The 26,372-nt window shown below is 67.6% G+C and carries 28 protein-coding genes; 11 read left to right on the top strand and 17 right to left on the bottom strand.

Annotated elements, in window-relative coordinates; translation table 11 throughout:
• The first annotated feature begins 160 nt into the window (after positions 1-160).
• Positions 161-697, top strand: coding sequence for a carboxymuconolactone decarboxylase family protein (locus ACZ7KI_RS37405; RefSeq protein WP_470277735.1), 537 nt, complete (start codon positions 161-163; stop codon positions 695-697).
• 109 nt (positions 698-806) lie between these two features.
• Here ACZ7KI_RS37405 and ACZ7KI_RS37400 read toward each other — a convergent pair whose 3' ends face one another.
• Both ACZ7KI_RS37400 and ACZ7KI_RS37395 read right to left on the bottom strand, forming a co-directional pair.
• Positions 807-1,730, bottom strand: coding sequence for an alpha/beta fold hydrolase (locus ACZ7KI_RS37400; protein WP_470277734.1), 924 nt, complete (start codon positions 1,728-1,730; stop codon positions 807-809).
• Positions 1,727-2,635, bottom strand: a complete 909-nt coding sequence (locus tag ACZ7KI_RS37395; RefSeq protein WP_470277733.1) for an AurF N-oxygenase family protein — start codon at positions 2,633-2,635, stop codon at positions 1,727-1,729. Before ACZ7KI_RS37395 ends, ACZ7KI_RS37400 begins: the two co-directional genes overlap by 4 nt.
• A gap of 52 nt (positions 2,636-2,687) precedes the next feature.
• On the opposite strand from ACZ7KI_RS37395, the gene ACZ7KI_RS37390 reads away from it, so the two are divergent.
• Together ACZ7KI_RS37390 and ACZ7KI_RS37385 are read left to right on the top strand one after the other, a co-directional pair.
• A complete protein-coding gene (locus tag ACZ7KI_RS37390; protein ID WP_465325348.1) occupies positions 2,688-3,467 on the top strand; it encodes a TetR/AcrR family transcriptional regulator in 780 nt (259 codons plus the stop codon).
• On the top strand, positions 3,464-3,790 hold the full coding sequence (locus ACZ7KI_RS37385; RefSeq protein WP_061988315.1) for a DUF4873 domain-containing protein: 327 nt from the start codon (positions 3,464-3,466) through the stop codon (positions 3,788-3,790). Before ACZ7KI_RS37390 ends, ACZ7KI_RS37385 begins: the two co-directional genes overlap by 4 nt.
• Positions 3,791-4,690: 900 nt before the next feature.
• Here ACZ7KI_RS37385 and ACZ7KI_RS37380 read toward each other — a convergent pair.
• The 3 genes from ACZ7KI_RS37380 to ACZ7KI_RS37370 form a co-directional block, all read right to left on the bottom strand.
• Positions 4,691-5,971 (bottom strand): acyltransferase family protein, encoded by a 1,281-nt coding sequence (locus tag ACZ7KI_RS37380; RefSeq protein WP_470277732.1) that lies wholly within the window; start codon positions 5,969-5,971, stop codon positions 4,691-4,693.
• Between the two features lie 114 nt (positions 5,972-6,085).
• Positions 6,086-6,316, bottom strand: coding sequence for a DUF3107 domain-containing protein (locus ACZ7KI_RS37375; RefSeq protein ID WP_005167610.1), 231 nt, complete (start codon positions 6,314-6,316; stop codon positions 6,086-6,088).
• A 98-nt stretch (positions 6,317-6,414) separates the two neighbouring features.
• A complete protein-coding gene (locus ACZ7KI_RS37370) occupies positions 6,415-7,068 on the bottom strand; it encodes a ferritin-like fold-containing protein (RefSeq protein ID WP_061988445.1) in 654 nt (217 codons plus the stop codon).
• 432 nt (positions 7,069-7,500) lie between these two features.
• On the opposite strand from ACZ7KI_RS37370, the gene ACZ7KI_RS37365 reads away from it, so the two are divergent.
• Positions 7,501-9,138: a DEAD/DEAH box helicase gene (locus ACZ7KI_RS37365; RefSeq protein WP_470277731.1), complete on the top strand. Its 1,638-nt coding sequence runs from the start codon at positions 7,501-7,503 to the stop codon at positions 9,136-9,138.
• A gap of 35 nt (positions 9,139-9,173) precedes the next feature.
• Positions 9,174-10,568 carry an Rv3212 family protein gene (locus tag ACZ7KI_RS37360; RefSeq protein ID WP_470277730.1) on the top strand — a complete coding sequence of 465 codons (1,395 nt, stop codon included), beginning with the start codon at positions 9,174-9,176 and terminating at the stop codon, positions 10,566-10,568.
• Between the two features lie 39 nt (positions 10,569-10,607).
• On the opposite strand, the gene ACZ7KI_RS37355 is transcribed toward ACZ7KI_RS37360, so the two are convergent.
• The 7 genes from ACZ7KI_RS37355 to ACZ7KI_RS37325 form a co-directional block, all read right to left on the bottom strand.
• A complete protein-coding gene (locus ACZ7KI_RS37355) occupies positions 10,608-11,252 on the bottom strand; it encodes a hypothetical protein (protein WP_470277729.1) in 645 nt (214 codons plus the stop codon).
• Between the two features lie 114 nt (positions 11,253-11,366).
• Positions 11,367-11,711 (bottom strand): hypothetical protein, encoded by a 345-nt coding sequence (locus ACZ7KI_RS37350; RefSeq protein WP_470277728.1) that lies wholly within the window; start codon positions 11,709-11,711, stop codon positions 11,367-11,369.
• Positions 11,712-11,738: 27 nt separating this feature from the next.
• On the bottom strand, positions 11,739-12,608 hold the full coding sequence (locus ACZ7KI_RS37345) for a RecB family exonuclease (protein WP_470277727.1): 870 nt from the start codon (positions 12,606-12,608) through the stop codon (positions 11,739-11,741).
• 545 nt (positions 12,609-13,153) lie between these two features.
• A complete protein-coding gene (locus ACZ7KI_RS37340; RefSeq protein WP_061988327.1) occupies positions 13,154-13,783 on the bottom strand; it encodes a MarC family protein in 630 nt (209 codons plus the stop codon).
• Positions 13,780-14,643 (bottom strand): PHP domain-containing protein, encoded by an 864-nt coding sequence (locus ACZ7KI_RS37335; RefSeq protein ID WP_470277726.1) that lies wholly within the window; start codon positions 14,641-14,643, stop codon positions 13,780-13,782. The genes ACZ7KI_RS37340 and ACZ7KI_RS37335 overlap by 4 nt, the downstream gene beginning before the upstream one ends.
• A gap of 220 nt (positions 14,644-14,863) precedes the next feature.
• Positions 14,864-15,424 (bottom strand): PH domain-containing protein, encoded by a 561-nt coding sequence (locus ACZ7KI_RS37330; RefSeq protein WP_465504794.1) that lies wholly within the window; start codon positions 15,422-15,424, stop codon positions 14,864-14,866.
• A 23-nt stretch (positions 15,425-15,447) separates the two neighbouring features.
• Entirely contained in the window at positions 15,448-15,657 is a 210-nt protein-coding gene (locus tag ACZ7KI_RS37325) for a hypothetical protein (RefSeq protein WP_465504951.1), read from the bottom strand.
• A gap of 138 nt (positions 15,658-15,795) precedes the next feature.
• Here ACZ7KI_RS37325 and ACZ7KI_RS37320 point away from each other — a divergent pair, with 138 nt between their 5' ends.
• On the top strand, positions 15,796-16,224 hold the full coding sequence (locus ACZ7KI_RS37320) for an NUDIX hydrolase (RefSeq protein WP_470277725.1): 429 nt from the start codon (positions 15,796-15,798) through the stop codon (positions 16,222-16,224).
• A 107-nt stretch (positions 16,225-16,331) separates the two neighbouring features.
• Here the strand turns inward: ACZ7KI_RS37320 and ACZ7KI_RS37315 are convergent, their stop codons facing one another.
• Both ACZ7KI_RS37315 and ACZ7KI_RS37310 read right to left on the bottom strand, forming a co-directional pair.
• Complete coding sequence (locus ACZ7KI_RS37315; RefSeq protein WP_470277724.1) at positions 16,332-17,435, bottom strand: DUF2332 domain-containing protein; 1,104 nt, start codon at positions 17,433-17,435, stop codon at positions 16,332-16,334.
• A 33-nt stretch (positions 17,436-17,468) separates the two neighbouring features.
• Positions 17,469-18,047 (bottom strand): MaoC family dehydratase, encoded by a 579-nt coding sequence (locus ACZ7KI_RS37310; RefSeq protein WP_016331476.1) that lies wholly within the window; start codon positions 18,045-18,047, stop codon positions 17,469-17,471.
• A gap of 248 nt (positions 18,048-18,295) precedes the next feature.
• On the opposite strand from ACZ7KI_RS37310, the gene corA reads away from it, so the two are divergent.
• The 3 genes from corA (at position 18,296) to ACZ7KI_RS37295 (ending at position 21,043) form a co-directional block, all read left to right on the top strand.
• Positions 18,296-19,384: a magnesium/cobalt transporter CorA gene (gene corA / locus ACZ7KI_RS37305; RefSeq protein WP_470277723.1), complete on the top strand. Its 1,089-nt coding sequence runs from the start codon at positions 18,296-18,298 to the stop codon at positions 19,382-19,384.
• A gap of 175 nt (positions 19,385-19,559) precedes the next feature.
• On the top strand, positions 19,560-20,207 hold the full coding sequence (locus ACZ7KI_RS37300; RefSeq protein WP_470277722.1) for a metallophosphoesterase family protein: 648 nt from the start codon (positions 19,560-19,562) through the stop codon (positions 20,205-20,207).
• Positions 20,204-21,043, top strand: coding sequence for a chromosome partitioning protein ParB (locus ACZ7KI_RS37295; protein ID WP_470277721.1), 840 nt, complete (start codon positions 20,204-20,206; stop codon positions 21,041-21,043). Before ACZ7KI_RS37300 ends, ACZ7KI_RS37295 begins: the two co-directional genes overlap by 4 nt.
• Before the next feature lie 72 nt (positions 21,044-21,115).
• Here ACZ7KI_RS37295 and ACZ7KI_RS37290 read toward each other — a convergent pair whose 3' ends face one another.
• Entirely contained in the window at positions 21,116-22,633 is a 1,518-nt protein-coding gene (locus ACZ7KI_RS37290) for an MFS transporter (protein ID WP_470277720.1), read from the bottom strand.
• 121 nt (positions 22,634-22,754) lie between these two features.
• On the opposite strand from ACZ7KI_RS37290, the gene ACZ7KI_RS37285 reads away from it, so the two are divergent.
• Positions 22,755-23,432, top strand: coding sequence for a TetR/AcrR family transcriptional regulator (locus tag ACZ7KI_RS37285; RefSeq protein ID WP_470277719.1), 678 nt, complete (start codon positions 22,755-22,757; stop codon positions 23,430-23,432).
• A gap of 80 nt (positions 23,433-23,512) precedes the next feature.
• On the opposite strand, the gene ACZ7KI_RS37280 is transcribed toward ACZ7KI_RS37285, so the two are convergent.
• Positions 23,513-24,463, bottom strand: coding sequence for a hypothetical protein (locus ACZ7KI_RS37280; protein ID WP_470277718.1), 951 nt, complete (start codon positions 24,461-24,463; stop codon positions 23,513-23,515).
• 229 nt (positions 24,464-24,692) lie between these two features.
• Between ACZ7KI_RS37280 and ACZ7KI_RS37275 the strand changes: the two genes are divergently transcribed.
• Positions 24,693-24,893, top strand: a complete 201-nt coding sequence (locus ACZ7KI_RS37275) for a PspC domain-containing protein (protein WP_470277717.1) — start codon at positions 24,693-24,695, stop codon at positions 24,891-24,893.
• An 8-nt stretch (positions 24,894-24,901) separates the two neighbouring features.
• Here ACZ7KI_RS37275 and ACZ7KI_RS37270 read toward each other — a convergent pair whose 3' ends face one another.
• Positions 24,902-25,663, bottom strand: a complete 762-nt coding sequence (locus ACZ7KI_RS37270) for an NPP1 family protein (protein ID WP_470277716.1) — start codon at positions 25,661-25,663, stop codon at positions 24,902-24,904.
• Positions 25,664-26,372: the final 709 nt, after the last annotated feature.

The following is a 26,372-nucleotide window of genomic DNA, read 5'->3' as shown; positions in this document are numbered from 1 at the left end:
ACTCCCCAGTCGAAAGCAGCGTTGCGAGATCACGCTAGCGGACCGCGCACGAGAGCAAGGGACCTTTGCTCTCGCTTTGGTCCGTCCAGCGGCACCGCGATGGGCCGGGTTTCGGATAGGACTTCGGAGACCGTTTCGGCAAATCCGCGAGGAGTAGCCCATGCCCCATATCGCTCTCGACGAGAACCTGCCCGGCATCACCGGTCTGTTCGCCTTCCGGCCGGAGACCGCCGCGCCGCTCGGGCAACTCGCCGAAGTCCTGCTCCGCGGGCCGAGCAGCCTCAGCGTGGGAGAACGCGAACTGATCGCCACGGTGGTCTCGCGCGGAAACGACTGCACCTTCTGCTCACGCAGTCATGGCGCCGTCGCCGCCGAAGCACTTGAGGGCGGTATGCCGGTCGTCGAAGCGGCTTGGAAGGACGTCGATGCTGCACCCGTGTCGGCGAAGGTGAAGGCGCTTTTGCACGTCGCGCTCGCTGTTCGCGAAGGCGGGAAATCGGTCAGCGAAGACCTGGTCACCGCCGCCCGCGCGGAGGGCGCGACAGACCTCGAGGTCCACGACACGGTGCTGATCGCAGCCGCGTTCTGCATGTTCAACCGCTACGTCGACGGGCTGGCCACAGTCGCTCCGGACGACCAAGACGCCTACCGGGCGACCGGCGTCCGCCTCAGGGAAATCGGCTACACACACCTTTAGCGGACCGGCCGGTGAGCACCGGCCGCCCGTCCGATCAGCGCGGGGAGCAAGGGACCTTTGCTATCGCTCGCCCCACCGAAAGCGATAGCAAAGGTCCCTTGCTCCCTTTTCAGACCCTCGCGACGCGGCGCACGAGTGCCGCGATGCGGTCCGAGACCTCCTGTGCCCGTTCCTGCGGAAGCATGTGCCCGGCACCCGGGTAGCGCACGAACTCGGCCTCCGGCAGCGCGTCGGCGATGACCTTGGCGTGCGGCGGCGGACAGAGCCGGTCCTGCTCCCCCGCCAGCACGGTCACCGGCGTCCCCGCCAGCGCGGCGAGCGTGACGCGGCAGTCGTGCCGCGAGATCGCGTCCTGGAACCCGGCGACGCTCGCGGGATGCGCGCACAGCAGCTGCTCCGCGACCGAGTCCACGTCCGCCCGTCGCGGCTTGCGCCCGAAGACGAGCAGCCGCGCGCCGGGACGCACCACGGACAGCGGCAACGGCAAGGCGTCCCGGCGGTTCTTCGCGAGCAGCTTCGCGAGCCGCCGTTCGAACCTCGCCGCGCCGCTGCCCGCGATCCCCGGCAAGCCGAGGGTGATCCGGTCCATCTCACCGGACGACGTGGCGACGAACGCGACACCGGCGACGCGCCGGGACACGAGTTCGGGGTGCCGCCTGGACAGCTCCATGATCGTCATCCCGCCCATGGAATGTCCCGCGAGCACGATCGGGCCGTTGGGTACGCGGTCCGCGATCAGTTCGGCGAGATCGTCGGCGAGGGTCGGGATCGTGGCCGTGCCCGGTTTCGCCGGCGCGGAACCGCCGTGCCCGCGCAGGTCGTAGCGCAGGGTCCGGACCGAATCACCGAGCCGCGAGACCACGCCGTCCCAGGTGCGGTGGTCCTGTGTCCAGCCGTGCACCAGCACCAGCGTGAGCTCGGAATCGGCCGGACCGCTCGTCTCGACGTGGAGAGCGGTGCCGTCACTGGTCACGAAGCGATGTTCGCGCGACGGGTCCCAGGAAACGACGCCGCGCTGCTTGACGCTCCTCATCGTTTCCCCGGCAGCAGGAACGACTTGCGCCAGAAGTACATACCGGGCTTGCCGACCAGCCCGGATTCCTGCAGGAACGGCATGATCTTCTCGCCCGCCCACTGGATGCTTTCGCGCCAGTTCGGGTTGTTGAGCGCGGCCTCGACACCATCGCGCGGCCGGATACCGACGGCCTTGTAGACATGCGGGTTGATGAAGGCCCGCGTCACGAAGTACGAGATGAGCGCGATGATGAACTGCTGGTAGACGATTTCCTTCTTCGACAGCTTCGCCATCCCGCGAGTCACCTCTTCGCGGGCGAAGGTGACGTGCCGGGCTTCCTCGAGTACGTGGATCCGGTTGACCATACGCACCAGCGGCTGGATCTCCGGGTCGTTCATCTGCTCGCGCTGAAGCCGGTCGAGGACCTCTTCGGCGACGAGGATCGCGCCGTAGCGCGCGGGCCCGTAGCTGATCGAGGGCATCAGTTTCGCCAGTCGCCGCAGCCACGGCACCGGCCCGTACGACGGGCAGCCGATCCGCGCCGCCATCCGCGCGAACATCGTCGAGTGACGGCATTCGTCCGCGATCTCGGTCAGCGCGTACTGCGCGTGCGAGCTGGTCGGGTCTTCGTCGTAGACCTCTTTGAGCAGCATCTGCATCAGGAGGATCTCGAACCACAGCCCGGTCGTGGCAACGCTGGCGACCTCGTGCTTGCCGAGTTCGATGCGCTGTTCCTCGGAGAGGGAATCCCACAGCTTCGTGCCGTACAGCGAGGAACGATGTGCCGGGATGTAGCGCTTCCCGTCCACGAGCGGAGCGTTCCAGTCGATGTCGACGTCGGGGTCGTAGAACTTGTTGGCGGAGGACTTGAGCAGCCGCTCGGCTGTCTTCTCCCGGTCCGTTTCCTTCAGCGCCCGCGTCATTGCCGACACACACCCCTATCTGTAACTCGTGGTAACAGTTACCTCTGGTAGCATGACTCGGGTGATCGAACGTGTCAAGCGCAACAGCAAGCAGTCGAGCAAGCACCCCACGGCGGACGAAGCCGACACGGGTGACGCCCGCCGCGACCGCTGGCGCAAGCACCGGATCGCGCGCCGCGCGGAGTTCGTCGAGGCCGCCCTCCGGGCACTCGACACCCACGGCCCGGACCTCGGCATGGAGGACGTCGCCGCCGAAGCCGGCGTCACGAAACCCGTGCTGTACAGGCACTTCGACGACAAGGCCGACCTGTACGTCGCACTCGGGCAACGCGGTACGGAGATCCTCTTCCAGCGGCTGATCCCGGCCATCAACGCCGAACTCGCCCCGGTCCCCCGCATCCGGATGGCCCTCGACGCGTTCTTCAGCGTCATCGAGGAGCACCCCAACCTGTACCGCCTGCTCGCGCGCGGCGGCCTGCAGGAGAAGGTGGTCGTCAAATCCGACGTCGTCGCCGAGGACAAGGAACTCATCGCCACCGCGCTGACCGCGCTGCTCGGCGACTACATGCGGATGTTCAACATGGACTCCGGCGCCGCCGAACCGTGGGCGCACGGGATCGTCGGCATGGTGCAGAGCACCGGCGAATGGTGGCTGGACCGGCGCTCGATGGGCCGCGACAGCGTCGTCGAGTACCTGACACAGATCATCTGGGCCGCGATCGACGGCCTCTCCCGGCAGCAGGGCATCGTCATCGACCCGAACCTGCCGCTCGAAGAGAACAAGGTCGTCCAGATGCGCAAGAGCCAGGAGAAACAGGTGGAGGGTCAATGAGCGAGCACGACGAAGACGGCTACTCCGGCGAAGCGGTCCTCGTGATCGACGGGACCGAGGTCCCGGCCACGGTCGAGCTGCGAGGCTACTTCCAGCCCATCGACGGGTACTACCGCTGGTACGGCCGGGTGGCCACCAACGAACAGGTGTCCGCGGCCGCCGGCGGCAAGAAGACCGCCGTCGAGATCCGCGCGGGCGAGTACAGCGCGAAGGGCGAGCTCTCCGACCCGGACCCGTGGGACCGCTACCGCATCATGGGCACCAGCACGCCGCCGTTCCACGTGCCGACCAGCCTGGAAGAACTCAACGAGCTGAACGCCTGAAGCCTTTGGGAAGTGAAGGCCCCCTTCATCGCGCTAGGCGCCGATGCCAGGAACTTCAGGTCGGCGGACGGAGCTGTTTCGGGCGCGTTTGGGCAGGTCGCGATGCTTTTGTCGGCGCGGTCCGTGGAGGCCTCCTTGGGGACCCGTACTTGCTTACCCACGGCTCCCGCTCGCACCCCGAGAGCCGCACCCTGCGTGGCAGTGGCTCGTCAATGAAGGAATCAGGACGCTCAACGTCCCCAAGTCCTTCATCGACGAGGTGACCGCACCACCCGACGGCCCACAGGTCAAACGTAATGAAGGCCTCCTTCCCTACTATCAAGGCAGGGTCCCGGCAAAGTCGCATAACTGCTGGTCGGCTCCATTACTCGAGCGGCTCAAGGCAAACGGTGTCGTGGCGGACCCGGCGGGAGCGGGTGCACGTAAAGGGGCCTCACCTGGCTCCCGACTGTCCATAAGGGACACTTCTCGGGACAAGCGTGCCCGATTTGGGCGAGTTGCGGGGTTTTGCGAGGGGGTCGTGAGTGATGTGGGTCGTTCTAACCCTCATTAACACTCACGACCCCGCACGGAAACGTATATAGCGGCATCAATCGGACAGTCGATCGGCTGGCGGTGTCCCTTGTGGACACTGAAGCCCGACTGGCGTCCAGAATCAGACCTGCCCTACCCCGGCTCGCCCTTGATCAACCGCTGGTGCGCGGCCCGTGACAGTGCAGGAATAGTCGCCTGACTTGCAAGACCGCGACTTTGCCGAGACCCTGACTTTGAGGGTAGGGAAGGAGGCCTTCACGGATTCGGCTCCGGCGCGAAAGGCAGTCAGACTCAAGGCCTGGAGCAAGGGACCTTTGGTGTCGCCGCCGAGGCGATAGCAAAGGTCCCTTGCTCTCTTTCCGCAGGTCAGCCGCGCCGCTGCGCCGGTATCCGCACGACGGCTCCCACGTACTTCGGCCAGCTCGACAGCTTGTTCATCGCCCATTCCAGCGGCCCGCGCCCGATGAACTTCCGCCACAGCACGGCCGCGGTCAGCGCGACCACCGAGAACTCGACGAAGTGCAGCACGCTGAAGATCGAATCGCCGTCGCTCTCGTCCCACAGCAACGCGATCGCCACGAAATGCAGCACATACGCGCTCAGCACCCGCCCACCCAGGTCCGAAAGCGGCCGCAGCACGCGCTCGAACTTCGGCATCAGCAGCTGGCACCCGCCGATCACCGCCGCCGCGATCCCGATCGAGATGACCAGGTCGAACGGCGTGTACGAGGTCCCGGTCGGCAGCAGTTCCCAGGCCCAGCTGGTGGTCGGCGGCGTGCCGTGGATCCAGGTCTGGTGGAGCCGGAAGAACTCGGACGGTGTCATCCCCATCTGCGCCGCGGCCGGCTCCAGCGAGCGGTAGACCGCCTGCATGCCGCCGAGCGGCCCGGTCGCGAGCCAGGACACGAAGTATCCGCCCACCGCGAGCGCCGATCCGCCGAAGAAGAGGCGGCGGCACACGCTGCGCGAGGTCAGGTCCATCCGCCCGATCGACATCCCGGCGAACACGTACGCCATCAGCGTCAGCGCGGGGAAGGTGCCGGTCAGGACGAGCACGGTCGCGGCCTTCAGCAGCCCTGTCGACGTGATGTCGTCCGCGGTCAGGTCGGGCGCGAAGAACAGCAGGTCACGAGGCAGCAGCTGCGCCCTGATCAGATGCGAGAGCAGCGGGGCGGCGACAGCAACGACGATGGCCGCGATCGCCAGCGTCTTCGCGCCCGCCCGCAGCCACGGGATCGCGAAGAGGAAACAGGCGCCGTAGTAGGCCAGGATCACCATGTAGCCGGTTTCGAGGCTGGTCAGCCAAAGCCCCAGCGCCACCAGCAGCGGCGCGCGCGTCGCCAGTTTGAGCGCGACGCGCGTCCGGGCCCGGCCCTGCTTCGGCCGTCGCCCGCCGGACATGAGTGCGATCGAAACACCCGCCAGCACCGCGAACAGCGCCGCCGAATGGCCTTCGAAAGGTTTGAACAGCACCCCGACGCCGCCTTTGGCGGGATCGGGGCCGACATGCACCGCGTACATGCCGAGTACGGCCAGGCCGCGGGCGACGTCGATACCGGTCAGCCGCCCCGCGACCCGCTTGCCATGTTCGGGAACCGTGCGCGCGCCGTCCACCAGCGCGCGGTCGATCACAGTGACGCCGTCCACCTCATCTCTCGGCTAGCCCCCTGCCGTCCCCGCATCAGCGTGACGATCAAATCTGAGAGCGAGCTGAGACGCAGTGGTGACGCCGCTGTGACATGCGACTACTACCCGATCGGGTCAGCCACCGACGGCGAAACCGACCTTGCGGACGTCCGACGGCGCGATCTCCACGTAGGCGATGCGGTCGGTGGGCACGATGTACTTGCGGCCCTTTTCGTCGTCGAGGCGGAAGATCCCGTCGCCGGCCCTCAAGGCGTTCGCGACCAGTTCCTCGACCTCGTCGGGCGACTGGCTGCTGGACACCACGAGCTCCCGCGGCGTGTCCTTGATGCCGATCTTGACCTCCACGTGGGACCTCCGCTTGAAAGTTCGAAATCAATGATGAACCAAGGCTAGCCGACTTGTGTTGACGCATCCTCAGCGGGAAAGAGTGCTTCGGATGTACCTCAGCCGAGCCCGAGCACCTGCATGCGCTTGGTGTGCCCCTGCTGCAACCGGCGGAAGAGCGCCGCGATTCCCGAAAGATCACCGGAGCCTTCGACGATCAGTTCGGCGAGCCCGTCCCGCTCGGCTACGACGTACTGGGCCTGCGTCAGCGCCTCGCCCAGCAGACGGCGGCCCCACAGCGCGAGCTTGTCCTTCGCCTTGCGGTCGGCCTCGATCCCGGCCGCGACTTCGCGCTCGGCGAAGGCCGAATGCCCGGTGTCGGCGAGCACGGTGAGCACCAGGTCCTTGGTCTCGGGGTCGAGCCAGCTGGCGATCTCGCGGTAGAGATCCGCCGCGAGCCCGTCGCCGACGTAGGCCTTCACCAGCGACTCCAGCCACGAACGCGGCTTGGTGGAGGCGTGCCAGGCGTCGATGTGCCCGACGAACGGCCGCATCGCGTCTTCGATCGCGATGCCGTGCCCGGCGAGGTGCTTGGTGAGCAGGTCGTAGTGCCCGATCTCGGCGGCGGCCATGGACGCCAGCGCGGCCCGGCCGGACAGCGTCGGCGCGGTGCGCGCGTCCTCGGCCATGCGGTCGAACGCGGACAATTCCCCGTAGGCGAGTACGCCGAGCAAATCGACTACGCCCTCGCTGATCTGCTTTGCCTCCGTCACGGCGAAGAGGGTATCGCCGAACACACCTTCGGGGTGGGGAAGAGACCGATCCCACCCTCCTCGGCGCGGCGGGGACTATCGCAAAACCGCAGACCAGGTAGACTGGCCGACGGAAACGACGGATCTTCCGTCCGGACCGGGACGCTGCTGCGGCTGAAGGACAGCCGGTGCGGCCCCGGTCAGCACAAGAATGATGTGCGTGCACGCCATCCTGCGGCATTCCCACGAAGGGCCGCTTCAGCGCCAGTAGCGCGGAGCCGAGCGAAACCTCGTGGTCGAGTGTCGATCCGGTGACCAGGGCAGTGCGCGCTGGTCACGAGAGAGGCGAGCACCCTGACCACGAACAAATCCACAGCCGTCGAGAACACCACGACCGAAGTCCCGGAGGCAGTCGCGCTGGAACACAGCGAGACCGGCCCCGCGGCGCTGGACGTGTCGCACCCGCTGCAGGCGGGCGCCCCGGTTGAACCCGAGTCCCCCTCCTTCGCATCCTTCGGCGTCAAGCCGGAGATCGTGAAGGCGCTGAGCGAGGCCGGGATCGAGCGTACCTTCGCCATCCAGGCACTGACCCTGCCGCTGGCCATGGCAGGCGACGACCTTATCGGCCAGGCCCGCACCGGTATGGGCAAGACGCTGGGCTTCGGTGTCCCGCTGCTGCACCGCGTCGAGGTCCCCGGTGACGGCACCCCGCAGGTGCTGGTCGTCGTGCCGACCCGTGAGCTGTGCGTCCAGGTCGCGAACGACCTCAAGGGCGCGGGCAAGCACCTCGGCATCCGCACGCTGGCCATCTACGGCGGCCGTCCGTACGAGCCGCAGATCGAGGCGCTCCGCAAGGGCGTCGACGTCGTCATCGGCACTCCTGGCCGTCTCCTGGACCTGGCCGAGCAGAAGCACCTGGTGCTGGGCAAGGTCCGCGGTCTGGTGCTGGACGAGGCGGACGAGATGCTCGACCTGGGCTTCCTGCCCGACATCGAGCGCATCCTGCGGATGGTCCCGGACAAGCGGCAGACGATGCTGTTCTCGGCGACCATGCCGGGGCCGATCATCACGCTGGCCCGCACGTTCCTCACCCAGCCGACGCATATCCGCGCCGAGGAGAACGACGCGGGCGCGATCCACGAGCGCACCACCCAGTTCGTCTACCGGGCGCACTCGATGGACAAGCCCGAACTGGTCGCCCGCGCGTTGCAGGCCGCGGACCGCGGCCTGACGATGATCTTCACCCGCACCAAGCGCACCGCGCAGAAGGTCGCCGACGAGCTGGTGGAACGCGGTTTCGCGGCCGCCGCCGTGCACGGTGACCTCGGCCAGGGCGCCCGTGAGCAGGCGCTGCGCGCGTTCCGCGCCGGCAAGGTCGACGTGCTGGTCGCCACCGACGTCGCCGCCCGCGGTATCGACATCGACGACGTCACGCACGTGATCAACTACCAGACGCCGGAGGACGAGAAGAACTACGTCCACCGCATCGGCCGCACCGGCCGCGCGGGGCGCACCGGTGTCGCGATCACTCTCGTCGACTGGGACGAGATGCCGCGCTGGAAGCTGATTTCCGACACCCTCGGCCTCGACATGCCCGATCCGGTCGAGACGTACTCGTCGTCGAAGCACCTGTTCGACGACCTCGGCATCCCCGAGGGCACCACCGGGCGTCTCCCGCTGGGGAAGCGGACCCGCGCGGGTCTCTCGGCCGAGGTCGAAGAGGACCTGGGCGGCAAGCGCCGTGGCCCCCGTGGCGCCAAGGGCGGTGCCCCCGCCGAGGAAGAGGCGCCCCGCAAGCGCGCCCGCGCGCCGCGTAAGCGGACCCGTGGTGGAGCCGACGCGGCCGCCGAGATCGAGGCCGCGGACGCCGCGGCGGCGGCTTCGACTTCCGCCGAAGGCACTGAAGGCGAGGGCTCCTCGGAAGGCCGCACTCGCACACGTCGCCGCAGCCGTGGCGCCGCGAAGCCGAGCCCCGAGGTCAGCGGTCCCGCGGTCGAGAAGGAAGCAGGCGACAGCGCCGAGCGTCCGGCTCGACGACGCCGCCGTCGCCGTCCCTCGGCGACTTCTGATACACCTGCGTCGGCAGACTGAGCACCTTCAGCGCGGACATGGGGAGCTAAGGGCACGTGAACGAACGTTGGGAAGCCGCGCCGGACAACGATCCGGCGCGGCACGTGCCCGCTGAACCCGACCAGGCGTCGAACGGCGACGAGCCGGAGACGACGGCCGCGATCGGCACCGAAGACGTGCTGGACGCCGAACCCGCCCCGCCGGTGGCCACCGAGCCGCCGCTGGGCGGGAAACGCGCCAGGCGGTCGCCGTGGAACCGCACGCGGGACCGTGCGTTCGCCGCCGCGATCGTGGTGGTCGTCGCCGTTACCGGCGTCGTCATCGGGGTGAACAGCGACAACGCGGCCACGGTCGCGCAGGTCGCCGCCACCGTGCCGCCCGCGCTCCCCCTGTCCCCGGCAGAAGTGCCCGGCTCGTTGACCGAGCTGTGGCAGGCACCCAGTTCGGCGACGCCCGTCCCGATCGGTGAGGCCAACAGCGTCGTCACCGCCGACAAGGGCGAGGTACTCGGCCGGGATCCGTTGACGGGCACCGTCCGATGGCGCTACTCCCGCGATCTGGAGCTGTGCACCGTCGCGCTCGCCGGGATCAAGGTGGACGCGGTGTACCGCAAGGACACCGGCTGCAGCGAGGTCACCCAGCTCGACACGGGCACCGGACGCCGGACCGCGCAGCGCAACGGCGACGCCGAACTCGGCACCCGCCTGGTCGTCGACGGCTCGCACGTCACCACGACCGGCAAAAAGCTGCTCAACACCTGGCGCGACGACCTGGTCAAGAGCATGGAGTACGGCGAGGTCCCGGCCGTCGTCCAGCCGAACAAGCAACCCCGGTCAGGCTGCACCTACGGCACGGTGGCCGCCGCGTCGGGGAAGATCGGCGTGATCGAACGCTGCCCCGGCGACCCGGCCGACCGCTTCACCGTCTACCGCGCGACCAACGATGAAGCCGATGAACCGAAGGTCGACTACAGCAGCGTGCTCGCCGGGAAGAACGCGAAGGTCGTCGCGATGTCCGGCGACCTCGCCCTGATCGCGCTGCCGGAACAGAAACTGCTGGTCATCTACGGTGCCGACGGAACGCAGAAGTCGGCGTACCCGCTCGACGTGCCCGCCGCGGACATCGCGCAGGACCCGGTGGGCGGGATCATGGCGACCGCGTGGACCGCACAGGGCGTCTACTGGTTCACCGGCTCGAAGACCATGGCCTTCTCGCGGGACGACCTCACGCCGCGCTGGTCGCTGAACAACGCCGTCGGCCCTGGCGTGACCTTCGGGGATCAGCTGGTCGTGCCGATCCAGGGCGGTCTGGCCGTCCTCGACGAGCTGACCGGCACCACGATCCGCACCGTCGGCGTCGACAGGCACGGCTACAGCGGCCCCGTGCGGCTCGCTTCGGTCGGGCCGGTGCTGCTGGAGCAGCGCGGCGCCACACTGGCCGCCCTCAAGTGACCGGCGGGCGATAGCAAAGGTCCCTTGCTCTCCGCGCCGTCATCCCGGCACCGAGGTCTTGGCACGGGGTCGGCCGAGTTCCTTCCAGCACCATCGACCGCCCTCGTCAGCGAGCGTGCCCGCGGCGGTGCGGGATCGCCCTTTGACGCTCACCTCGACGACCACCGAGTACTCGGTTTCGGAGACCTTGGCGAGTTCGCCGAGCGTCGCGTTCGCCGTTTCGTCGACCTGATCGATGGCCTGGTCGATGTCCTTGTCGGCGTTCACGCACTTGAGCGCCCTCAACGCGGTCTTGTCGTGGGCGTTGATGCCCGCGACGACCGCCCGCGCGGTCTCTTCCGGGCTTGCCGCTTTGTCGGCCTTGTCGTCGCCGAGGAAGAAACCGGGAGCGACGAATCCGGTGATACCCAGCGTGACCAGTACCACGACGACAGCGGCGGCGATGCCGACCAGCAGGCCGGTCTTGCCGTTCTTCGGTGGCGCGGGCGGCCCGCCGAAACCCGGTCCGTACTGCTGGTTCTGGCTGTACTGCTGCTGGCCGTAGCCGGGATACTGCTGCTGGGGGTACGCGCCGCTCTGGTCGTAGCCGCCCTGCGGGTACTGCTGCTGTGGGGGCTGCTGCCCTGGGTACTGCTGCCCGCCTTGGCCGTGGTCGGGCTGTCCTGGCTGGGGTGGGTAGGTCATCAACGGTGCCCTTCGTCCTCGCTGGACAGCGTGGTCTTCCACGACGTGCCCGGTGATACAGAGTTTCCAGGGACCGAAGGGGTTTTTGGGCAGGGTGGCACTTTCCTGCCGCGGTCAGCTCCACCAGAACAGGCTCAGCGCGGCCGTCACGCTCACCACGACGACGAGACCCGCGAAGCCCGCGACGCGGCCATTCCGCGCATCAGCGGTCCGCTGTGCGAACACGGCGAGCACCGCCGCGACCGGATGGCCGATCAACATCAAGGGACCCGGCCCTGGCGCGGCGGTGAAGAGACAGATCCCGGCGATCACCAGGACGCACGTCGCGAGCACGACCATCCCGGCCGCGAGCGAGCCGGTCAGGCCGCGCCAGAAATTTCCGCGTCGGGTCGCCGTGGGCTCGTCCGGGCTCACGGGCAGCGGCGTGGTCGCGAGCTCTTCGGTGTCCGGTGACGACACGTCCTCGCCTGTCCAATCGTCGAGGTCTCAGGATTTCAGGGGCGCCAGCAGCTCCCACGGCTGAGCCGCGGGGCCGGCCTCTTGACCCGCCGCGCAACTGGGCCGGAAATCGCACCAGGCGCAACGGCGGCCAGGGCGCGCCGGGAACAACACGTCCTCGTCGCCGCCCGCGCTCAGGGTATCCGTTGCCAGCCGCAGATCCCCGGCGGTCTCGTCGGCGCGTTGGAGATGCCGTTTGAGGCTCTGCTCGGTGTGTTCGGCTGCCGCGATGGTGCCGGTGGGCACGTGATGCAACTCGACCTGATAGCACGGTGTGCGCAGCGTCCGGGCGGCCGCGACGGCGTACAGCGCCAAGGCCTGCGAAGACCGAGCCTCGTACTCGTCCGGCTCACGACGACCGGTCTTGTAGTCGATGATCACCAGTTCCCGGCCGCGCTGGTCGATACGGTCGGCGCGACCCTCGATGATGAGGCTGGGCCCGCTGCCCGGTTCGAGCGTGACGGGCGCCGAAACCCAGCGCTCCAGCCCGACCGGATCGACGCTGACGTCGTTGTGCTCGACGTAATCCGCGACCCAGGCCTTCGCGCGGGCGCGATACCGGGCTGCCTGGTCGGTGTCTTCGAACCCGGCGTCCTTCCAGTGCTCGGCGACGAGCGCCATCGCCCGCTGCGGCACGCGTTTGACCACCGGCAGGTCGAACAACGCCCGCAACGCGTTGTGCACCACCGCGCCGAGCGTGCTGTGCGCCCACGCCCCGGTACGGGTCGGGGACGGGCGGTCGAGGTACGACATGCGATAGCGGCGCGGGCAATCTTCGAACGTCGCGAGGCGCGCGGGCGAGACCTTCGTCAGCTTGCGCGGCGCCTCGACGCCGAAGTCGAAACCAATCTGCTCCATCGGATCACCCCGCCCGCAACGCTACGCACCCCCACCGACACTTTTCGAGGGGATCCCCAGGAGGAGAGCAAGGGACCTTTGCTATCGCCCGGCCGCCGACCCCCTGCCGAGCGTGCGCCGGTCCGTGAAGGCCTCCTTGAGCGACTCAGAGTCCGTGAAGGCCTCCTTCACTACCTTCAAACGTGGCGTGTTGCGTGCGGTATCGGCTCGCGCTGCGATCTGATGTCCCCAATGCGGCATTGGGGACGCTCACCGTCCCCAATGCCGCATTGGGGGCATGCCCGGCTCCCGATTTCCCGGCTCACACCGCCTCTTTCGTAACGTTTAAGGTTGCGGAAGAGGCTTTCGCAAAACCGAACCGGCCCCCAGGGGGTGCGCGCCCACGCGACAATGCGGGAACAGTCACCTGACCTGCAAGATCTCGACTTTGCCGGGACCCTGACCTTCAAAGTAGGGAAGGAGGCCTTCACGGCACAGCGACCGAGACCGGAAGCCCGAAAAGAGAGCAAGGGACCTTTGCTATCGCCGGAGGGCCGTCCCGCAGGTCAGGTCCCCGCGATGAAGCCCTTCACCGAGTTCGCCACCAGTTCGACGGCGATCGCGGCCAGCAGCAGACCGGCGATCTTCGCCAGCAGCGTGATCCCGCTTTCCTTGATCAGCCGGATGACCACGCCCGAGTACCGCATGCACAGGTACAGCACGAAGTGCACCGTCACGATCGAAAGCGCGAGAGCCACGTATGCGCCCACGTGCCCGTCGGCCTGCCGTACGAAGACGATGGTCGCGGCGATCGCACCGGGACCGGCGAGCAGCGGCGTCCCGAGCGGTACCAGCGCGACGTTGACGTCGTCGCTCGCCGCCTCGGCCTCGCCGCCGGTCTTGCCGGTTAGCAACTGCAACGCGATCAGCAGCAGCAACAGCCCGCCAGCGCCCTGCAGCGCGGGGATGCCGATGCCGAGATACGACAGGATCGCCTGTCCCGCCACGGCGAACAGCGAGATCACCAGCAGCGACACCAGCACCGCCTGCCGCGCGGCCTTGGCGCGGAACGCCACGGATTTGCGGCCGGTCAGGCTCAGGAACACCGGCACCGTGCCGGGCGGGTCCATGATGACGATCAGCGTGATCGTCGCGCTCATGAACAGGCGCGCGTCGAAGAAGTCCGTGATCGTCACCGCTTCACGACCTCGTACCCGGTCGACCGCGAGACGAGTTCCTCCAGCGCGAGCGGGTCGGTGGTCTCGTCGCCGAGGTCGATGGTCTTGTTCGTGCCGTGGTAGTCGCTCGACCCGGTGCGCACGAGTCCCAGCTCCCCCGCGAGCCCGTGCAGCTGGACGCGGGTCTCTTCGTCGTGATTCGGGTGGTCGACCTCGACCCCGGTCAGGCCACGCCGGGCGAGATCGGCGAGGACGTCGACGGTGATGGTCGCGCCCCGCGTGTAGGCGAAGGGATGCGCGATCACGGTGACCCCGCCCGCTTCCGCGATCATGTCGATCGCGTCCTCCACCGCCGTGTCCTGCCGTGCCACGAAATACCCGCTGCCGTTGCCGAGATAGCTCCCGAAGGCCTCGTTCACCGACGAGACGACCCCGGCGCGCACCAGGGCTTGCGCGAGATGCGGCCGTCCGGCCGAACCGTCCTCGGGCAGCAGCGACATGACCTCGTCGGGATCGACGGGCAGACCGTCGGCCGCCATCCGTTCGGCCATCACCCGCAACCGCCACCGCCGCTCCGACCGCAGCCGGGTCTGCTCGGCGACGAGCGCCGCCGACTCGGGATCGAAGAGGTACGCGAGCAGATGGACACTGACGTGCCGCCCGGTCACCGGATCGACGGAGATCGTGGACAGCTCGGCGCCGGGAACCAGGGAAAGGCCCGGCGGCAGTGCCTCGGCGGCCGGGGCCCAGCCGGCCGTGGTGTCGTGATCGGTGATCGCGACTACGTCGAGGCCCGCCTTCGCGGCGGCAGCGACGAGCCCGGCAGGGCTGTCGGTGCCGTCGGAGGCGGTGGAGTGGGCGTGCAGGTCGATGCGCATCAGCTGTATTGTCTATCGCGCTGGTCAGGGCCGCGCTGCCAGGGCGCGACAAAGTGCCCTGCGTCGCCATCGCGGTAAGGGCGCCCTGCCATCGCACCCCTGAGGCCTGGCGGCCAAAAGGCGCGCGACTCCAAAAGATCAAAAGACCTGGGTCACCGCTGAGTCGGTACCTGCGCTCAGCCGGGTCAGACCTGAGTCAGGACTGAGTCGGTACCAGCGACTAGCCGACCTTCTTCTTGCCGCGGGCGGCACGCTGGGCCTTGATCATCGAGAAACGCTCGGCCTGCTTCTGCTTGTCGCCGAAGACGAGTTCGGAGATCGTGTCGTAGAACTCTTCCGGCCGCGGCAGGTAGTCGATGCGGTTCAGCGCCTGGATCTGACCGGCCGACTCGACCACCATCGTGCCGTACCCCATCATCCGGCCCCACGCCGAACGTTCGTAGGTGAGGTCGGTGACCTTGGTGATCGGCATCATCAGCACCTTCGTGGTGAAGACGCCGGTGGTCATCACGAACCGCTTGTCGGTGACGACCAGCCGCTCGACCCACCACTCCATCACGATGTACGCGAACCGCAGGACGACCAGCAACGCGGCGTACCACAGGATGTTCTGGATCACCCACGCGGCGGGCGGCAGCAGGTAGGACACCAGGACGCAGATCGCCAGGAGGGCGACCGCCTCGAAGGTGTCCCACAACAGCACAGCCCAGTGCCGGCGGATCCTGATGACCCGCCGCTCGGTGTCGAGGAGATACTCGTCTGGATCGCGTGGGGCGAACATACCGATAGAGTATCCGCCGTCCGCTAGCTGAAGACGTTGCTGACGAAGGTGATCACTGATTCGGCCGAGTCACGCAGGAAGCCGATGATGTTTCCCACGAGGCCCGCGGCCTGACCTGGCTGCGCGATCACGAAGAACAGCACCAACGCGATTCCTGCGAAAGTGAGGAGCTTTTTCGCGTTCACAGCGATCAATCCTGTCTCTTGCGGTGACTGACTGCGGATACTGACCATTCATTTTGTACCGCACCTTCCACCCGCGCGGGAGGGAAGTCCCGCGCTTGGGTCAGCCGGCGAGGGGAAGTGTACCGTACGGCTACTCTCCGTGTATAGGACAGTCGTTGTCAGGACGTCCGCGTCTACCATTCGGGAATGAACACCGTTTCGGACAGCACCGTCCGCTGTGTCGGCGGGATCGTCCACGACGAACACGGGCGAATCCTCCTGATCCGGCGGGCGAATGAACCCGGACGTGGACTCTGGTCCGTCCCCGGAGGACGGGTCGAACCCGGCGAATCGGACGAAGCGGCCGTGATCCGTGAAATGCGGGAAGAGACCGGACTGGACGTGACGCCGGGCACATTCGTCGGCAACGTGCGGCGCGGCCCGTACGACATCCACGACTACGCCTGCGCGGTCACCGGCGGCACTCTCCGTGCCGGTGACGACGCCGACGACGCCCGCTGGTTCGACGCCCGCACCTTGATCGAACTCGACAAAGACGGCCGGTTGGCCGAACTCCTGTTCGTCACTCTCCGCGACTGGGGTGTGTTGCCGACCGGGAATATCTCCCGGGCGTGACAAATGCCGTGCTCGATTTGGCAAATGACGTGAGGATAAAGCAGCGCGAGAGGTGAAAATTATCCTCCGCGATGCTTTACCGACATCTTCTCCAGCAGGCAAAAAGGCTAAACCGGCAGCCAAGTCATCCGCTGCCCGTGCGGCGCCGTCCTGGCGAGCGCTCGCACCTCCGGCGTGTCGCCTTCCCATCGGACGAGCCCGAGAACAGCCGTCCCGTTGGTGTCGGCCAGTTCGGCCCGCCCGGGCAGCAACGGCTCCAAGGCGGCGCCGTAGAACTCCTCGCTCACCCACCACAGCGGCCGTTCCCCCGCCAGCTTCCGGAGCGCGTCGACGAAGTCCGCTCGCCGCTCCCCCAAGTACGCCAGCACGTGGCTGGTCAGCACGACCAGCGGCACGTCGGCGGGCAGGGTGGCGGCGGCCGAGGCGAGGTCGTCGACGGCGTCGCCGGTGATGAGCTCCGGCCGCTGCTTGCCCTGCGCGGCCGCGGCCGTGCGCAGCAGCCGGATCCGGTCCGGCTGGTCGGCCCAGACGCAGGCTTCGAGCCAGGCCAGTTCGTCTTCGTCGCTCAGGTCTACTGGGGCACGGTCGAGACCGGCGCGGGCGATGATCGCCAGCTTCTTCGGCACCTTCGGCGTGACGGCGCCGGGGGCGAGGTCGAGCGCGCAGTGCAGGCCGACAGCGGCCTTCGCGGGCCCGGCGGTGAGCTGCTCGCCGCCGTCGCACTGGTAGCGGTAGGCGTACTTGTCCAATCCGAGCAGCAGCCCCGCGCTGCAGCCGACCTCCAGCAACGCGATCTTGCCGCCCGCCTCCTTCGCCGCCGTCGTGACGGCGGGGTAGAGCAGCGCGGCGCGGCGGACCTCGTTGGTCTGCGTGTAGCGCGAAGAGATGATCGCCCGCGCCTTGTCCGCCCGCTCCAGCAGGAACGAGCGGAACAGCGGCCACGTCTCCGAGTCCACGCCGTCGAAGCCGCCGACGGACGGGTAGTACCGCGAAAGCGGGTGGATCGGGTCGGCCTGGATGAGCCGGTGCGCGGTCGCCATCAGCAGCGTCCCGCGCGCCTCGCCGCCGCGGGCGTCGGTCAGCAGCCCGGCGACGTCGTCGTCCTCGGCCGCCTTGGCCGCCAGGTGCTCGTACAGCGGCGAAACACCGGCCGCCTCGACCGTCGCGAACTTCCGCAGCCTGCTCTTGATCTCATCCAGCCCGATGGGCATCGACGCGCTCCCTCTTCCCGTTCGTGACACCCATTATTCGTGCGGAACGGGGCGGCCGGGCTGTTCACCGCCCCTGGTGTCACCGTAGGACCGCTTCGGCACCATCACCTTGCGACGGAACACACACACGATCGTGCCGTCCTGCTTGTACCCGCGCGTCTCGACGTAGACGACGCCGCGATCGTCCTTCGACTTCGACGGCGTCTTGTCCAGCACCTCGGTCTCGCCGTAGATGGTGTCGCCGTGGAAGGTCGGCTTCACGTGCTTCAGCGACTCGACCTCGAGGTTCGCGATCGCCTTGCCGGACACGTCCGGCACCGACATCCCGAGCAGCAGCGAGTAAATGTAGTTGCCGACCACGACGTTCTTGCCGAAGTCGGTGGTTTCCTCGGCGTAGTGCGCGTCGAGGTGCAGCGGATGGTGGTTCATGGTGATCAGGCAGAACAGGTGGTCGTCGTACTCGGTGACCGTTTTGCCCGGCCAGTGCTTGTAGACCGCGCCGACCTCGAACTCTTCGTAATAGCGACCGAACTGCACCCATTCCTCCTGCACGAGTAACGCGGCGTGAGCCTGGAACGACAGGCCTTCGTGTTGAGGAGTACCCTCGACCATTGGTGTCGGGTCGTCAACGCGACCCACACCACTGCGTAACCGTCCGCCGAGCCGAGGAGGTGAGGAACCCGATGTCCAGTGGCGATAGTCCGCTTCCTAGTAGTCGCAGCGTTCCCGCTTTCACGTCTCGCCGGTTCCCCACCTGGTAGGGCTGACGAAACCGGGAACGCTGGCCTAGCCGAGCGGCCCCCCGACCGCTTGGCCCGTCGTCTTCGCGCACAACGCACGACGTCTGCCCAGGAGATCCCATGCCTGCCATTCCCTCGCTCGGCGGCCTTCGCGGCCGGAGCAACGGCCGCGCCAAGAGCGTCCCCGAACGCCCGTTGCCCGTCCCCCTTTCGGCGTACGTCGTCGATTGCGCGGTGTACGTGGAGGGCAAGCGCCTGCCCGGCCGGTGGTCGCACTCCGAGGCGATCAAAGAGGTGCGCAAACGGCACGCCGGATTCGTCTGGATCGGCCTGCACGAGCCGGACGCGGTCCAGATACAGGGCATCGCGGACACCTTCGGCCTGCACGAACTGGCCGTCGAGGACGCGCTCGAAGCGCACCAGCGGCCCAAGCTCGAACGCTACGACGACACGCTGTTCATGGTGCTGAAGACGGTCCGCTACGTCGAACACGAGTCGCCCGCGACGGCGAACGAGATCGTCGAGACCGGCGAGCTGATGGCGTTCCTCGGCCGCGACTTCGTGATCACCGTGCGGCACGGGAACCACTCGGGGCTCGCCCGGCTGCGTCGCGAACTCGACCAGGAGCCGGAGCGGCTCGACCTCGGCCCGTCCGCGGTGCTGCACGCGATCGCCGACCACGTCGTCGACCACTACCTCGACGTGACCACCGCGATCGAGTCGGACATCGACGAGATGGAGACGCACGTCTTCGCGCCGCGCTCCAAGGTGAGCGCCGAGCAGATCTACTTCATGAAACGCGAGGTGCTGGAGCTGCGGCGCGCGGTCATGCCGCTGGGCACACCGCTGCAGCGGCTCGCCGAGGGCTACACGCGGCTGATCCCGGACGAGGTCCGCTCGTACTTCCGTGACGTCTCCGACCACCTCACGACGGTCGCGGAACGGGTCGCGAACTTCGACGAACTGCTGACCACGCTGGTGGACGCGACGCTGGCGAAGATCACGCTCCAGCAGAACACCGACATGCGCAAGATCACCGCGTGGGCGGCGATCATCGCGGTCCCGACCGCGCTGGCCGGCATCTACGGGATGAACTTCGACTACATGCCGGAGCTGCATTGGCGCTTCGGCTACCCGGTGGCGATGACGGTCATCTTCGGCGTCTGCATCCTGCTCTACCGAATATTCAGGAAGAACCGCTGGCTCTGAGCACCTTCCCTTCGGTAGTACTGGAGTTCCCTCATGCCAAGGATCCTGACCAACCTCAAGTTCTGGGCTCTCGCCTTCTGCCTCGTCTGGCTGTGCGTCGTGATCGCGATCATCGCGAAGGACCCCGCGTTCGCGCACGGCACCAAATAGCGCGCTCGGCATTACGCTGGGGCGTATGAAGGCGCTGGTCGTCGCGGACGAGGTCGAAGAGCGATTGTGGACCTCCGCTGTCCACAACCACCCGGCCGACCTCGTCATCGGCGCCGGCGACCTGCCGTACGACTACCTGGAGTTCCTGGCGAGCGCGCTCGACGTGCCCTGCGTGTTCGTCCCTGGCAACCACGATCCCGACCTGTCGGGCTACACCCGTTACGGCGGACTGTCCATGAAGGACGGTTTTCCCGCGGAGTGGCCGGGCCCGGCGGGCGGGGTGAACGCGGACGGCCGGATCGTCGACGTCTGCGGGCTCCGGGTCGCCGGGCTCGGCGGTTCGGTCCGCTACAACGACGGCCCGAACCAGTGGACGCAACGCCAGCAGGCGCGGCGTGCGCGGCGGCTCGTGCGCCGGGCGCGCTTCCGCCGTCGGCGGGACGGGCGGGAGGTCGACATCCTGCTCACCCACGCGCCGCCACGGCACTGCGGTGACCGCGAGGATCCACCGCACCGCGGCTTCGACTGTCTCCATCGCACGATCGAGTCGCTGCGGCCGAAATGGTTGCTGCACGGGCACATCCACCCGCACGGCGAACCCGTGCCGGACCGGGTGGTCGGCGAAACCACGGTACGCAACGTGGTCGGGCACCGGATCATGGAGTTCTTATGAAGGACACCGGTTTTCCCCGGGCGGACGCGGAGCACGACTTCCTCCGCGCGCGACGGCGACAGGTCCTGTCCCGGCTGGCGACCTGGCTGCGCCGCGAGCCCGACGACGTCAACATCATGCTGCCGTTCCACGAGGTGGTCGACGCGCTCGGCTATCTCGGCGAGCGGAGGATCGGGTCGCGGGTGATCCGGCTCGACTCGATCGTCGGCAGCGTCGACCGCGGCCGCGATTTCGACCGCCGCTTCCGCCCGACGTCCGGCCGCGTCCGCGAACGCTGGGAACGGCTGGCGCTCGCGACCAGACGCGGCGAATCGATCCCGCCGATCGAGGTGTACCGCGTCGGCGAACTGCATTTCATCATCGACGGGCATCACCGCGTTTCGGTGGGACACGCGATGGGACTGTCCACAATAGAGGCGATGGTCACCGAGGTGCGGACCAAACTGGACCCGAGCGGCATCCGGTACCGCGGCGACCTGATCGTGAAGGACTACCGGCGGCTGTTCCTGGAGCGCGTCCCGCTTTCCGGGCCCTCGCGGGCTTCGGTGGTGTTCACGGATCCGTGGGACTACGCGCGGCTCGGTGAGCACGTGGAGGCGTGGGGTTTCCGGCTGATGCAGGACGAAGGCCGCTACTCGGACCGTGCGACGTTGGCGCAACGGTGGTTCGACGAGGAGTACGTACCGGTGGTGGCGATGCTGCGGCAGGCCGACATGATCGGCTCGCGCACGGACGCCGAGGCGTACCTGTGGGTGGCGTGCGAACGGTACCGGCTGATCCGGACCCACCGGTGGGACGACGAGGTCTTCGAAGCCGTGCGGTCACAGTCCCGTTGACACCCCTCTCGCGCGCCATGAAAGGTCCTTTCCTTGCAAATTTTGCAAGGAAAGGACCCTTCCTCTCATCCCCTACATGTGCACCGCGACCGGAGCCTCAGCCCCCTCCGGAGCCTTCGCCGGGGCCCCCGACCGCAGCAGCAGCCCGCAGATCACCGCCCCCGCGACGAAGATCCACCCGCCCCAAACGAAAGCGGTCGTGTAGCTGTGCACCGCCGCTTCGGCCGCGAGTTGCGGCGAAGGCGTCTTACCGACCAGGAACGACGTCGCGGCGTTCCCGGCGAGCGTGCTCAGCAGCGCGGTCCCGATCGAGCCGCCGACCTGCTGCGCGGTGTTGACCGCGGCCGACGCGACACCGGCGTCGTGCGTGTCGACGCCGAAGGTCGCGACGCTCATCGCGGGTGCCATGGCCAGGCCGATACCGACGCCCATGACCATCAGCGGGAAGAGCACGCCGCTGGCGTAGGTGCTGGTGGTGTCGATGGCCGATAGCCAGAACAGGCCCAGTCCGGCGATCAGCATTCCCAGTGACACCAACGGTTTCGCACCGAACTTCGGCAGGAGCACGGCGGTCGCCGACGTCGCGCTGGCCATCAGGGTGGCGACCATCGGCAGGAACGCGACCCCGCTCTGCACCGGCGTGAATTTCAGGTTCAGCTGGATGTAGAAGGTGAGGAACAGGAAGATCGAGAACATCCCGATGGCGAGCAGGAACATGGCGAGGTAGGAGCCGCCGCGGTCACGGTCGAGCAGGACGCGCAACGGCAGCAGCGGATGCGCTGCCCGTTGCTGGATCACGACGAACGCGGCGAGCAGCACGACACCGGCGGCGAGGAAACCCCAGACCGAGATCGAGGACCACGAGTCACGTTCGGCGTTCGCGAAGCCATAGACCAGCGCGAACAGACCGGCCGACGCGGTGATCGTGCCCGGGATGTCGAGCTTCGGACGCGGACCTTCGCTTTCGGCGTTCTTCAGCAGTACAGCCGCGCCGGCGAACGCGATCACCGCGAAGATGATGTTGACGTACATCGACCAGCGCCAGTCGAGGTATTCGGTCAGCACGCCGCCGAGCAGCAGGCCGATCGCGGCGCCGCCACCACCGATCGCGCCGAAGACACCGAAGGCTTTACCGCGTTCCTTCGGGTCGGTGAAGGTCGTGGTCAGCAGCGAAAGGGCCGCCGGGGCGAGAAGAGCGCCGAAGGCACCCTGCGCGGCGCGGGCGACGAGCAGCATTTCGATGCTGGTGGCGGCGCCGCCGATCGCCGACACGATGGCGAAGCCGGCGAGGCCGACCAGGAAGGCGCGTTTGCGACCGAAGAGGTCCGCGAGCCGCCCGCCCAGCAGGAGCAGGCTGCCGAACGCGAGCGCGTAAGCGGTGACGACCCATTGCCGGGCGTCGTTCGAGAAGCCGAGGTCTTGCTGCGCGGACGGGAGCGCGATGTTCACGACGGTGGCGTCGAGCACCACCATCAGCTGGGCGAGGCCGATCACGACCAGGATCAGCCATCTCCTGGCGTGGTGTGGGTTGGGGTGCTGCGCGGCCGCGTCCCCCGGCGGCGTGGCGACAGCGGTGGATGACTCAGGCATACGGGCGGTTTCCTCACCGATAGTGACGAAGAAGCTATGTGGAGTAGGTATCTCCCCTTTCGTCGCCAACGTACCCGAAAAGCGGAGAAGCGTCCTCTACTTTGTTTGTTAAGCTGGACCGATGGCTCGGGACCTCGCTCCCGCCGCACCGGCGCGGCCGTTGCGGCGCGACGCTGAACTCAATCGGCAGCGCATCATCGCGGCGGCACGCGACGTCTTCGGCGAGCGCGGGCTCGAAGCGACGCTCGATGACGTCGCGCATCACGCCGGCGTCGGCGTCGGCACCGTCTATCGCCGGTTCCCGAGCAAGGAACACCTGGTCGAGGCCATGTTCGTCGACCAGTTCGAGACGATCCGCCAGTTCGCCGAAGAAGCGCTTCGCGCCGAAGACCCCTGGGATGGCTTCGTCAGCTTCACCTGGCGCGCGGCCGAGTTGCACGCCGGCGACCGCGGTTTACGGGAAGTCATGCTGTCGAACGTCTTCGGCCACGAGCGCGTCGCCGAGGCGAAAGCGCGCATGGTGCCGTTGATCACACAGCTCGTCGAACGGGCTCAGTCGGCGGGCGCTCTCCGCGCGGACTTCGTACCGACGGACATTCCGCTGCTGCACCAGATGATCGGCTCGGTCATCGAGTTCACGCACAGTATCCAGCCGGACCTGTGGCGCCGGTGTCTCGCGATGCTGCTGGACGGCCTGCGCGCCGAACCCGGCCGCGCCACCCCGCTGCCGCATCCGCCGCTGGACGCCGAAGCGCTGGACGAGGCGATGTGCTCCTTCCGGCTGCCCAAGCTCCGCTGACTCCCCGCATTTAGTCCTCTAAATGCGGTCCTTGCGCGCGCAACTACCGCGTTTAGTCCTCTGAATGCGGGGGTGGCGGGCTACGGGAGCTTCGGGAACACCGCCACCGCGGCCTCCCGCGCCGCCGAGCAGGTCGCTCCCCCGACGTCGCCGGTGGCATCAGCGTCATCAGGGCCGTCGACGCCGACCACCGAGAGTGTCGCCTGCTCGACCCGGTCCGGGGTGCCCGGGATCGGCCGGTGCGTGGTCACCTGACAGAACGCGCCCGACGTGGTGACCTGGACCTGCCGCCCGCCCAGCGCCTCCGTCGCGCCCGGCGTGGTGTCCGCGCCCACCGACAGCGAGACACTGACCTTGCCGCGGATGCAGCTGTGCCCGGACAGCTCCGGGGCGGGTTTGCTCTCCGGACCGGCGGAAGCGTCGAGTTCGTGCTGGTCGAGCAGGGCACACGGGGCGACCCGGCCCCACGAACGCTGGTCGAGGTTCAGTCGCCCGACCTTGTGCTCGGCGATCACCCCCGCGGCACTCCCCACCGCCGCGTCGGCGATCCGGCAGCGGTTCGCCTGGTCGGCCGCGTCCACGTTGTCGGAGGTGACGACGAGGGACAGCCGGATCCCGTCGGCGAAGGTCAGCAGCCGCGTGCAGGTGGTGTTCTCGTTGAACGTCGATTGCTGGACGCTGACGCCTTCCGGCAGTGGTCCGCCGTATTCGTAGGGCTGATTGTTCGGATCCTGCCCGGCACCGATCGGGCCGGTGGTCACGGTGTAGCGATTGGCGCCCTCGACGAATTCCAGGCGGCAGAACTCGAAAGAGGACAGCGGCGGCTTGACCGCGTTTCCGCCGCCGATCACTTTTCGCTGGTCGACGAGGCTGCAGTAATCGAGCGACGAGTATTCCCCGAGCGCCGCGGAGGCGGTCAGGGCTTCGTCGCGGTCCGTAGTCGGCGGCGGTGTGGTCGCGGATTCCGGTGTGGCACAGGCCGCGGCGAGGAACAAGCCACAGATGACTGCGATCAGGCTCTTCGAGGGCACCGGAGCAGTATCGTCAAAAGATCCGGGAACGCCAGCCCTTACGGGCGAAGAACACAGGGTCTTCGTCGTTTTCCCAGGTGGCTGCTTTACCGCGATTTCACGCCCTTAGGGGTGCGTTTCGTCCCGCGGTGGGATGCGGCCGGACGGCCGCGAGACGAAAATGGGTTTCACACACCGGATCGGATCCACCGATTCAGAACCCACCGTGACGATCGAGAGGGACGAACCCGTGAGCCAGCCCGTAGCCACCCGCCTCACCCGCCCGCGACAGGGCCGCATGATCGGCGGCGTCTGCGCCGGTATCGCCAACCGCTTCGGCACCACGCCGGGCAAGGTCCGCCTGCTCGCCGTGCTGTCCTGCCTGCTGCCCGGTCCGCAGTTCATCGTCTATCTCGTGCTCTGGCTCGCCCTTCCCGAGTCCGAGTACTGATCCCGGCCTCAGCCGTTGGGGTCGAACGGGATGCCCGCCGGCTTGGCCTTGGCCAGATTGTTCGCGAACGAACCGTCCTTGATCGCCAGGCTCGCGCTGCCGAAGTCGGCGCGGACGAGGGTGTCGCGGATTCCGGGCGGGAACCCGTCCCAGCTGACGAGGTCCGGGTACTGCCAGGCGCCGTAGTGGTTCTCCGGCGGTTCGGTCGCGCTCGCGATGCGGAAGCAGTGGGTGCTCACGCCGTCCTTGTGATAGACGATCTTCGGGTGGGTTCCCTCCCAAGAGACCTTGGAGCGGTCGTAAGTGGAGTAGTTGCCGTGCGCGGACGTCGAGACGTACCGGGCTTGGCCTTCGCTGACCCAGACGACGACGTGTTCGATGTCGTGCCGATGCCCGCAACAGTCGATGCCCGGGACGGCTTGGTCCTTTTCGAAGTAAAGGTCGTACAGGTACGCGCACCAGCCGTTGTTGCACTTCGACCGCGAGTAGGAGTTGGTGTTGTCGAGGTCTGATCGGTCGCGGCACTGACCGTTGAGGGCCCCGGAGTTCTTGAGCCCGGGGGCGAGCGCGCCGGTCGGCGAGATCGCGGGCGTCGGGTAGCAGCCGTCGGTGTCGTAATCGAACGCGGGCTGCCAGGTGCTGTCGGCCTCGGTCGCGTTCGACGGCAGGGCCTGCGGGGGTTCGGCCCAGGCGACGGCCGGGGCGAGCGTGGTGAGGAGAACCGCTCCGAGGAGACCCTGCAGGAGACGGCGTGGCAGCTTCTTCGTCAAGACAGGCGCCCTTCGCTCGGTTGCGGTGTTCCGCGCGTCGCGCTGAGGGTCTCGGATCGGCCGGTGATCGTAAACCGCCGAAGGTGGGGAAGTTATTTGAGGGGAAAGTCAAACGTGTCGGGACGTGGGGCCGGTGTCGCTCCTGTGTACGCGTTCTTCTGGTAGTGAAGGCCTCCTTGCCTACTCTGACGGTAGTGAAGGAGGCTTTCGCTACCGTCGGATGTGAGCCCTGGTGACAGTGGGACGGCTGTGACCTCGGCGGCCGGTCGTGAAGCACATGAAGGCCCCCTTCCTTGCGTGTCGTGGCGGACCCGGCGGGAACGGGCTCACGCATAGGGGCCTCACCCAGCTCTTGACTGTCCATAAGGGACACTTTTCGAGACGAACGTACCCGGTTTGGGCGACTTGCACGGTTTCGCGAGGGGGTCGTGAGTGATTTGGGTTGTTCTATTGAGAGGTAACCCAAACGTGGCGTGCCCCGGCGTGGGTCCGGACCGGCTGACGGAAGCGGGGACGGCGACTGGTCTGTCCACAAAGGACTCTATTTGCACGGGTAAGTGTCCAACTTGGGCGGTATGCGTGGTTTTGCGAGGGGGTCGTGAGTGCGAAGTAGGGTTCTATTGAGGGGTAAGGTAAAGGTGGCGTGGTGGGTGGTAAGTCCGTGAAGGCCTCCTTGAGGGACTCTGGGTCCCTCAAGGAGGCCTTCACG

Source organism: Amycolatopsis sp. NPDC039088 (assembly GCF_055598845.1).
Note: the sequence above shows the minus strand (reverse complement) of the source record. Positions and strands in the feature narration are given on the sequence as shown.